Below are 9,247 nucleotides of genomic sequence, written 5' to 3' on the forward strand. Positions count from 1 at the left end.
GCCGCAGCCAGTTCGCGCTCCATGTTGTAGTAGGACGCGCGCTCCCAGAAGCGCGGACGGCCGATACCCATGCCGCGGTGACGACCGATGATATTGCCATCATCATCTTCGCCGTCGATCTCGTACTTCAGGATGTCCTGCAGTACGATGGTATCGCCTTCGAGACCGAGCACTTCCGTAATACCCATGATGCGGCGCGAGCCATCGCGCAGGCGTGAGGCCTGGACGACGACATCGATGGAGCCGACGATCATTTCGCGGATGGTCTTGGCCGGCAGCGAGAAGCCGCCCATCGTGATCATGGATTCTACACGGCTCAGCGCCTCGCGCGCCGAGTTGGCGTGAAGCGTGCCCATCGAGCCGTCGTGGCCCGTGTTCATGGCCTGCAGGAGGTCAAATGCCTCAGGTCCGCGCACCTCGCCCACGATGATCCGCTCGGGACGCATACGAAGGCAGTTCTTGACGAGGTCACGCATTGTGACCTCGCCCGAACCTTCGATGTTCGGCGGGCGGGTTTCGAGACGCACGACATGCGGTTGCTGCAGCTGAAGTTCGGCAGAGTCTTCGCAGGTAATGACGCGCTCACCGGGCTCGATGAAGCCGGTGAGGCAGTTCAGCAGCGTGGTCTTGCCGGAACCGGTACCTCCGGAGATCAGGACGTTGCAGCGGCTATGGCCGATGATGCGCAGGACTTCGGCGCCGGCTTCGCTGATCGAGCCGAACTTCACGAGATCATGAAGCTTCAGCTTGTCCCTCTTAAACTTACGAATGGTGAGCGTGGGACCGTCGATGGCGAGCGGCGGGGCAATGACGTTCACGCGGCTGCCATCCAGCAGGCGCGCGTCGCAGATCGGCGAGCTCTCATCTACCCGGCGGCCAACCTGAGAGACGATCCGCTGGCAGATGTTCATCAGCTGCGCGTTGTCACGGAAGCGGATGTTTGTGCGCTCGATCTTTCCGTTGACCTCGATATAGGTCGTGTCGGCGCCGTTGACCATGATATCCGCGATGTCATCGCGGGCCAGCAATGGCTCAAGCGGGCCATAGCCGAGCACGTCGTTACAGATGTCGTCGAGCAGGTACTCCTGCTCCAGGATCGACATAACGACACTCTTGATACTGATTATTTCTACGACGATGTCCCGGATCTCCTCGCGTGCGCTCTCGATATCGAGTTGTGCGAGCTGGGAGAGGTCGATCGTATCGATCAGCGCGTTGAAGATCGTCGTCTTCGTCGAATAATACTGGTCCGAGTTCTGGTTGACCTTCCGGACAGTCTCCGGCTTGAATTCCGGCGTCTTGAGCTTCACCGGGGCGGCCGGCGCAGCGCCGGGGATGGCAGGAGGCTTAGGCGCAGCGGACGCGGCAGGTGGCACCGGCGCTCCAGGCTTATGTGCGGCTACCTTTGGCGCCGGCGCAGCCACTGGAGGCGCGCCCGCAAGCGTTGTGTCGGCAGAACCTGAGCGTTTTCCGAAGGCCATTCTTCTATCCGTTCACTCGAACCCGGCTTACTTGCCCAGAAGTTTCTTGATGAATGATTTCTCTGCCACCTGGATGGTCCGGCCAGTCAGCAAGCTGGCCAACTGGTCGATCGCTATTGAGGATTTCGCCGCCGGCGACGTCTCTGAAATCATCTGGCCATTGTTGGCTGCCGTGCCGAAAACTTCGGGCTCGAAAGGTATGATGATGTCTGGCTCGACCCCGATGGCCGCTGCGAAATCCTTCACTGGAATCTCAGGGCGCCTCGGAACGCCGCACATGTTCAAGACCAGCCGCGGCGGCCGGTCATTGACCCGGTGGCCCTTCAACTGATCGATCATGTTCTTGCCGTTGCGCAGCGAAGCGAGGTCCGGCTGGCAGACGATGATCACCTCGTCCGATGCGATAAGCGTATTACGTACCCAGTGGCTCCAGGCATGTGGCAGGTCGAGCACCATGTAAGGTACGTTGCGGCGCACGTTCTCGATGACGGTCGAGTAGGACTCGTCCGGGATGTCCATGATCTGGTTGATGTTGGCAGGCGCGGTGAACAGCGAGAGGCGTTCGGTGGCGCGCACTAGGAGGCGTTCAATAACGGCATTGTCGGCACGCTCCGGCGCGAGCAGCGCATCAGCGATCGTCTGCGGTGTATCCTGATTGAAGTCGAGCGCTGTGGTGCCGAAGGACAGATCGAGGTCGACCAGCGTTGTGTTAACGTGCGTGTTCTCGGCAAGCGCCCAAGCGAGATTGTGCGCTATCGTCGAGGCCCCTACCCCGCCTTTGGCGCCGACCACCGAGATCTGCTTGCCGAGAAAGGGCGCATCAGGGGCTGAAAACAGGGCCGAGATCGACCGGATAATGTTCAGCGGCTGGAACGGCGGCACAAGATACTCGGAAACGCCGCGCGCTACGAGTTGACGATAGAGGGTGATGTCATTGACTGAGCCGATGACGAGCACCTTGACATGATCGTCGCAGTGCTCCGCCAGCGCATCAATCTCGCGCACGACCTGGCTGGCCTGGGCAGAAGATTCCACCATCAGAAGGTTTGGCGTGGAGTTGGCCTGCAGGTCGGCAATTGCGGCCGGGATCCCGCCCGGGATGCAGTCGACTGTCGCACGGCCCATCCGCCGGTCTGCCGCGCACAATTGCATCAGGGCGCGCGTCTCCTCCCGCTCGTAGAAGAGCTTGATCGAGATTGCCGGCAACGTGGCGTCGCCGCCGGACTGCTCGAGCGGCGCGAACGTGAACGGCGCCGCAGCGAGCGGTTTGGTAGCGAAGTCCGGGACAGGCTGGACCGGCTGGGCGGTGACTGCCGCAAAGGGATCCGCCGATCCGATATCGTTCGCACCCGTCAACATGTTTTCATTGAAGACGTCTTCGAACTCGGTGCCGAAATCGTCCTCAAAAAGTGCTGGTTCCTTACCCATGTCACGCGTACTCCTGTTGCCGGACGCGCCGGCTTTAATTCACGATCCGCGAGACCGCTCCGGACTCCTGGGCGGTGCGGACGGACGCCGTCGTTTCACCTTTGCGGAACTTGTCCATGATGACTTCGCGGCGGCCCGCGTCACCGGCTTCCATCGGCCGGTTGCCGAGAAGATCAGCGGGATCTGCAATCATCGCCGCGAGGTTCGTGCGCACCGAACAGCCGAGGGTCGGCAGGTTGTTGTTTGAAGCGACGTCAGAAAAATCCAGTGCGGCTTTCGAAAGGCACTCGGGCGCCACCGCTTCATACGCCTGGTAGGCGAGGATCATGGGCTGGGAGTTGGCCGCGCCAGCGCCGTGCGCACTGCCTTCGATCTCGTCGTAGCGGATGCCCTTTTCCCAGGCTATCGTGCGGGCCTCTGCAACCGCCGTGACGGCGAATTGCGGATTTGCGCTAGCGGCCGGAAGCGACAGCACCAGCGGGCCATGCCCTTTCTGGGCATAGCTGCCGACAAAGTTGCGTATGCGCGCGCGGTCAGCCTCATTCAGTTCGCTGGCTGCCGGATCAATCGAGACTTCGAGGAACTCGGTGCGTTTGGAAACGCCGATCTCATTCCGGCTGAGCGCCGAACCTTCGAGGTGATCCGCGCTTATAGCCGTCGGTGCGCTCGTGGCACAGGCGCCGAGCGACATGAGGCCCGCGCCGAGGAGCAAGAGTTTGCGTTGCGGTTTGGAGGCGATGCCCATTGATCTATCCCCTACTCTTCCAGGAAGCCCACAGGGGCCCGGTATTCTTCTGCTTTCACGGACGCACCATCGCGCCCGTATGTTTCATTCAGCTTGCCAAAGAAGATCGTCTTGGCATCCGAGGCGTTGGCATAGCCATCTGCCGGTGTGCGCAGCTCGGTCTTGCCGGCGGAATTGACGAGGTATGGCGTGACGATGATGACAAGTTCGCTTTCCTCGGAAATGAAGTCACGCGACTGGAACAGCGCACCCAGGATTGGAAGCTTCTTGAGGCCGGGAACCTGGTCGAGGTTCTGGCGATCCTTCGAAGAGATCAGGCCGGCCATCATCATCGATCCGCCCGACGGTAGCTCGATGGTGGACTCGGCGCGCCGGACCGTGAGACCCGGAAGCGTTACACCTTCCACACTGATGACGTTGCCATCTTCGTCTACGAAGGTCTGGCGCTGACCCTGGAATGCACCCTGCGAGGTCAGCTCTGAGACTTCCGTAGATACCTTCAGCGAGATCCGCCCCTCGGAGAGTACGACCGGCGTGAAGCCGAGACCGACGCCGTAGGGCTTGAACTCGACCGTGATACGGCCCTGGTTGTCCTGCCCCACCGGGACCGGGAACTCACCGCCAGCGAGAAATTTAGCGCTTTCACCCGACATGGCGACCATATTCGGCTCGGCCAGCGTCTTGACGACGCCGATGCGCTCAAGGGCGTTGATGGCAGCCCCCGCGCGTGATTGCAGGGTGTTGCCGTTAAAGTTTGTGTAGTCGACTTCGGCACCGATACCGCCCAGAGAACGCCCCTGGATGGGGAAGCCGAGGTTGCTGGTAATTTCGCCCGCAGTCGACAATGGCGGGCTGAGCAGCGCCGATTCAAAATTGCCCCAGCTGGGCATGCCAGACAAGTTGATGCCGAGCTGCTTGACGATATTGCGCTGCATTTCGACGATGCGGACTTCCAGCAACACTTGGTCAGGCGCGAGAATGTTCAGCATATTGACAATCTTCGGACCATCATCCGCGCCGGCAGTCGGGAAATAGGCCGCCACAAGCTGCCGGACATTTTCGGACTGGGACAGGCTGTCGACCGAACCGGTCATCACGATGCTGCCGTTGAGACTTTCGAGTTTCACGCGCGCTTCCGGAACGTGCCGGCGGATCGTATCCTCCAGCGAAGCCATGTCGGTTTCAACGAACAGCGAAAGGTCAAGCAGGGTTCGGCCACCGCGATCAAAGATCAGTGCGCTGGTCTGGCCATACTTCACGCCGCGAAAGATTATCCGCTGTGAGGTCTGAACCACAGCGTCGGCGATCTCCGGGTTGGCAATGACAACATCGGATGCGGGCGCCTCAAGTTCGATGATGACCGATCTGTTGACGCCGACAGTGACACTGCGCGAATTTGTTCCATTGCCTGCCGATGTGATCACCGTGCCGGCGCCATTCGGCACCGTCTGGGCTGGCAGTGTTTGCACCGGCCCGAAGTTCAGGATTGCCGTGAGGGCAAGAATTTTCAGGATACGCATGGTCAGTTGCCTCCCACGCCGGCGGTAGAAGCCTTGCCGTTGCGGATAATCTTGATACCGCCGCCCAAACCGTCGGACGCCCCCTGCAGCAGCTCCGTTCGAGGATTGCGATCCGTGCCGCTCACCGATGTCTCGAGCGGACGCAGTGCGAGAGAGACTTCGCCGACACTCATCGACATGGCCACCAGCTCGGCTTCAGCCGGAGTGACTTCGATGGTCGCCGTGCTGCCTAGGCGCGCGGTCTCCCCTTCCTCGTTGGTCGCAAAATTCTGGTCGATTGCCAGCACACGGACATTCGAGATGATTGTGGTCGCTATTATGCGGTCGCGAACGCCGTATTCCGGTTCGCTCTTCTGTTGATAGGTCAGGATGAGGTCGACCCGGTCGTTTGGAAGGATGAAGCCGCCCGATGCCGATTCGGCGGAAATCTCGATCGAGACAGCGCGCATCTCGGCGCTCATCATGGTGGCCAGCAAGCCCTGTTGCCCTTTGATGACCACCTTTTGCGGAAGAACGGGTTCGCCCCTGTAAAGCGCTGCCTTGACCACAGCGCCCGCCAGGGTCTTGATCGAGGCCGGTAGCGTCGTCTGGACATAATAACCTTCAACGACGTTGGCCCGAGGCCAGGGAGACCATTTCAGGTCAGCCGCATCGATTGTCTCGCCAACCGCGAAATCGCGGGTGACGGTGAGCACTGCCACTTCCGACACTTCCCGCTCTTCAACCACCGTCCGGTCCTTGGTGACGGTCTGCGTCAGGACCTGCGGCCTGCTCAACTGAAGGGCCAGGAAGGCAGCGCCGCCTGCGGCGGCCAGCGCCAGAAGAAGGATGATGATACGCATCGGCGACATCAGGCGCCACTCCTCTAACTCGAAGTCATCAGGCCGTGCGGGACGCAGCAAACCTCTTCATTCAATCGGAAATTCGCACGCGGCGCCTAAAGGAACGTTAACCGCCAAGTCCAAGGGATTCATAAAATCCTGCGAGCAGCGGCGACGCAGACCCAGCGACGATCGCCCCTGCAGCAATTGCGACGCCATAAGGCACCCCGCCATTGGGTTCGAACGCAGCGCGCATGAAGCCAGGGATGACTTCGACCGGGATACTCCGCTTCCCCGCCAGAAGGATCAGGGCGCAGGCGCCGCCGATCAGGGCCATCGTGAAGACGAAAGAGAACGCTGCGCCGGGGCCCATCCAGAGCATGACGGCGGGAATCATCTTGGCGTCCCCTCCCCCGAAAATCCGGAAGGCGTACAGACCGACCGCAATCACGAAAGCAAATGCGCCGGCGAGGACGTGACCCCCGAGAATCTCGAGCGGCAATCCGGAAATCAGTGCGGCGGGCACAAAGAGGCCGGCAATTGTGAGGTTCAGCCAGTTGGGAATCGTCAGACTGTTGACGTCATGAAATGCGGCAAAAATGCAGAGAGCCAGGAACAGGCCCGAAAGTAAGAACAGAATCATGACGGCAGCTCCAGGGTCAGACGATCCGGGCAAGCTGCCTCAAAAGGCTGAACGAAGCCTTTCCCGGCCCACCCGGGCCATTCCGGAATCGAAAGAGCCGCCGGAAAATCCCGGCGGCTCCATCATCAGTAAACTGACTTGGCCTTGTTAGGCCATTTCAACGGCCACTTTATCGAACGTAGCTGCGGCGTTGTTGCCGAGAGCGGTGACACCGCCGATGATGGCGACAGCGATGAGGGCGGCGATCAGGCCGTACTCGATAGCGGTTGCGCCGGACTCGTCTTTAAGGAAACGTGCAAACATTGGAAACTCCCATCATGCGTTTTGACATGTCCCGGCTTGAACTTTTCTTCCGGAACAGGATATTTACTACACCTGCAGAGTTCAGATATAATTGAAGAAATCAGAAAAGTCGTGAAGTCAAATCAGCGTTTCGTTTACCGCGACTGAAGCAAGCGTGAAGACCTGAAAGCCAACGCCTCGGGCGAGATGCGGGAGGCAGTGGCCGCCAATGTATATAGAGAGAGAGCATTGGCGCCCCCTTCAGGCGCCGGAATGACTTTTCCCAGCGCACCTTATGCGGAACGCCGCGCGAAGGTTCACGGTTAGGATTCAGTAAACCTAAATCTGGAATATTCAGGCATCCCTGCCCTGCCGGAGTTCCGCATGAAGACGATCTGCCTGAAAGCTGCTGCGCTTGGCGCTGCCTCGCTCTGCCTCGCTTCTGCGGTGATTGCCGAACCGCTCTTTGTCGAAACCGGCAAGGCAACGCCCATCCGTATCAACGGCGCCGCCTCGAGCATCGTGATCGGCAACAACAATGTTGCCGATGTCACGGCCCATAATGAGCAGCTGTTGTTTGTTACCGGCAAGAGCTACGGCACGACCAACCTTCTCGTTTTCGACAAGGCTGGCCGCGAGATCTACAATGGCGATGTCATGGTTACGGCGAGTTCCAGCAATCTCGTAACCATCAACCGTGCAGGCCAGAGCTACACCTATGATTGCTCGCCGAACTGCAAGGCCGTGCTGAGCACCGGCGACGAACCGGGCCACTTCTCGGTCCTGATCGACCAGCAGCTGCAATCCCAGGCGCTCACCGCTGGCGGCGAATAAGTCCTGTCCTGGCAACCGAAGGCGCCAGATTGATGAAATTTGAAGGTTCGGCTCAACTGCCGGCAAACCGGCACATGGTAAGTCCGACGCTCTGACTCAAATGGGGATCGGACAAATGGACGGCGCTCAGCACTACAGTCTTGGCTACAGTCTTGCCGCACGTCTTCGTTCGCGCTGGGAGGCGTTTGCCGAAGATCGACGCGGTCTGGCCGCAGTCGAATTCGCCCTGATTGCCGCGCCGTTCTTCTTCATGATTTTCGGCCTGCTCGAAGTCTGCCTGATTTTCATCATGGGAACCGTGCTGGAGCATGCCGTGTTTGAAGCGGCGCGCCCCCTGCGGACCGGTGAAGCCCAGCAGGCCGGCATCACTGACATTCAGTTCCGGCAAGCGCTTTGCGACGAGATGTTCGATATTCTCGACTGCGACGCCCGTCTCTCGATCGATGTGCGGACCCTGGCGAATTTTGCTGCTTCGCCGGTCGGGGCGCCGATCGATGAAGATGGCAATCTGGACAACGAAGATTTCCAGTTCGATCCTGGCGGCCCGAACGAGATCATTGCCGTGCGTGCCTTCTATGAGTGGGCCCTGATTACACCGCTCATGTCGAAGCCCCTGGCGAACTTGAACGGCGACCGCCACCTCCTGCAGGCCAATACCGTATTTCGCAGCGAACCGTTCGGGAGCTGACACCATGTCCATCCGCTCTGTTTTCGCCCCCCTCACCCGCCGCACCCGCTGGCGCGGGATTCAGGGAATCTGCTACAACGAAAAGGGCATCTCGGCCGTCGAGTTCGCCCTGATCGCGCCGTTGATGGTGCTGATCTATTTCGGATGTATCGAACTTAGCCTCCTGATGCGCGTGGATCGCCGCGTGACGACAACGGCCTCGAGCCTCGGCGATCTCACGGCCCGTCTTGTTACGGTCAGCGATGCCGACATGAACGAATTGTTCGATGCCGCCGCCGTGACCATGCAGCCTTACTCAGTGCTGAATGCCAGTATCCGGATTACTTCGGTGGTCGATAACGGTGACGGTCAGACGCGTGTGTCCTGGTCTGATGGCTACCAGATGAGCGCCTATGCCGAGGATGCGGTGATCACGGTGCCGGAAGGACTGGTCACCAGCCCCGGTTCGGTGATCATTGCCGAGGTTGAGTTCGAGTATGAAAGCCCGGTCGGTTTCGTGCTCGATACCTCGCGGACGCTGACCGACACGTTCTACCTGCGTCCCCGGCGCGTGACCCAGATCGGCCGCGTTCACGACTAGGATCCCGGCACGGGCTTCGGCCCCGCGAGCTAGTTCCGGAATTCCAGAGACCGCTGGGCGCTCAGCGGTTCTCGTCCGCGTGCTTGGATGCCTGGACTTTCCAGAGCACGATCAATCCGATCAGGAACATGAAGCCGATACCCCCCATGCCGATGCGCTGGTTTCCTGTGATCCATGTCAGCAGGCTGACGATCCCGGGGCCCATCCAGACGGTCACTGTGCCGG

General features: G+C 60.1%; 10 protein-coding genes. 3 read left to right on the forward strand and 7 right to left on the reverse strand.

Features of this window, described 5'->3' with window-relative positions; genetic code table 11:
* The 7 genes from WEA77_RS00005 to WEA77_RS00035 all read right to left on the reverse strand — a co-directional run.
* The coding region (locus WEA77_RS00005) for a CpaF family protein (protein ID WP_368065824.1) at positions 1–1,481 on the reverse strand (1,481 nt) is incomplete at its 3' end.
* A gap of 27 nt (positions 1,482–1,508) precedes the next feature.
* Positions 1,509–2,909: a CpaE family protein gene (locus WEA77_RS00010; protein ID WP_368065825.1), complete on the reverse strand. Its 1,401-nt coding sequence runs from the start codon at positions 2,907–2,909 to the stop codon at positions 1,509–1,511.
* A gap of 34 nt (positions 2,910–2,943) precedes the next feature.
* Positions 2,944–3,654: a CpaD family pilus assembly protein gene (locus WEA77_RS00015; protein WP_368065826.1), complete on the reverse strand. Its 711-nt coding sequence runs from the start codon at positions 3,652–3,654 to the stop codon at positions 2,944–2,946.
* A gap of 11 nt (positions 3,655–3,665) precedes the next feature.
* A complete protein-coding gene (locus WEA77_RS00020; protein ID WP_368065827.1) occupies positions 3,666–5,174 on the reverse strand; it encodes a type II and III secretion system protein family protein in 1,509 nt (502 codons plus the stop codon).
* 2 nt (positions 5,175–5,176) lie between these two features.
* The gene (gene cpaB / locus WEA77_RS00025) at positions 5,177–6,025 is read right to left on the reverse strand and encodes a Flp pilus assembly protein CpaB (RefSeq protein ID WP_368065828.1); all 849 of its coding nucleotides are present in this window, start codon (positions 6,023–6,025) and stop codon (positions 5,177–5,179) included.
* A gap of 97 nt (positions 6,026–6,122) precedes the next feature.
* Positions 6,123–6,638, reverse strand: a complete 516-nt coding sequence (locus tag WEA77_RS00030; RefSeq protein ID WP_368065829.1) for a prepilin peptidase — start codon at positions 6,636–6,638, stop codon at positions 6,123–6,125.
* Positions 6,639–6,785: 147 nt separating this feature from the next.
* Positions 6,786–6,941, reverse strand: coding sequence for a Flp family type IVb pilin (locus WEA77_RS00035; RefSeq protein ID WP_368065830.1), 156 nt, complete (start codon positions 6,939–6,941; stop codon positions 6,786–6,788).
* A 363-nt stretch (positions 6,942–7,304) separates the two neighbouring features.
* Here WEA77_RS00035 and WEA77_RS00040 point away from each other — a divergent pair, with 363 nt between their 5' ends.
* The 3 genes from WEA77_RS00040 (at position 7,305) to WEA77_RS00050 (ending at position 9,022) form a co-directional block, all read left to right on the forward strand.
* Entirely contained in the window at positions 7,305–7,754 is a 450-nt protein-coding gene (locus tag WEA77_RS00040) for a pilus assembly protein N-terminal domain-containing protein (RefSeq protein ID WP_368065831.1), read from the forward strand.
* Positions 7,755–7,869: 115 nt separating this feature from the next.
* Positions 7,870–8,442 carry a TadE/TadG family type IV pilus assembly protein gene (locus WEA77_RS00045; protein WP_368065832.1) on the forward strand — a complete coding sequence of 191 codons (573 nt, stop codon included), beginning with the start codon at positions 7,870–7,872 and terminating at the stop codon, positions 8,440–8,442.
* A 4-nt stretch (positions 8,443–8,446) separates the two neighbouring features.
* Positions 8,447–9,022 (forward strand): TadE/TadG family type IV pilus assembly protein, encoded by a 576-nt coding sequence (locus tag WEA77_RS00050; protein WP_368065833.1) that lies wholly within the window; start codon positions 8,447–8,449, stop codon positions 9,020–9,022.
* Positions 9,023–9,247 lie beyond the last annotated feature (225 nt).

Origin of the sequence: Hyphomonas sp. (genome assembly GCF_040882205.1) — a bacterium.
Taxonomy (GTDB): Bacteria; Pseudomonadota; Alphaproteobacteria; order Caulobacterales; family Hyphomonadaceae; genus Hyphomonas.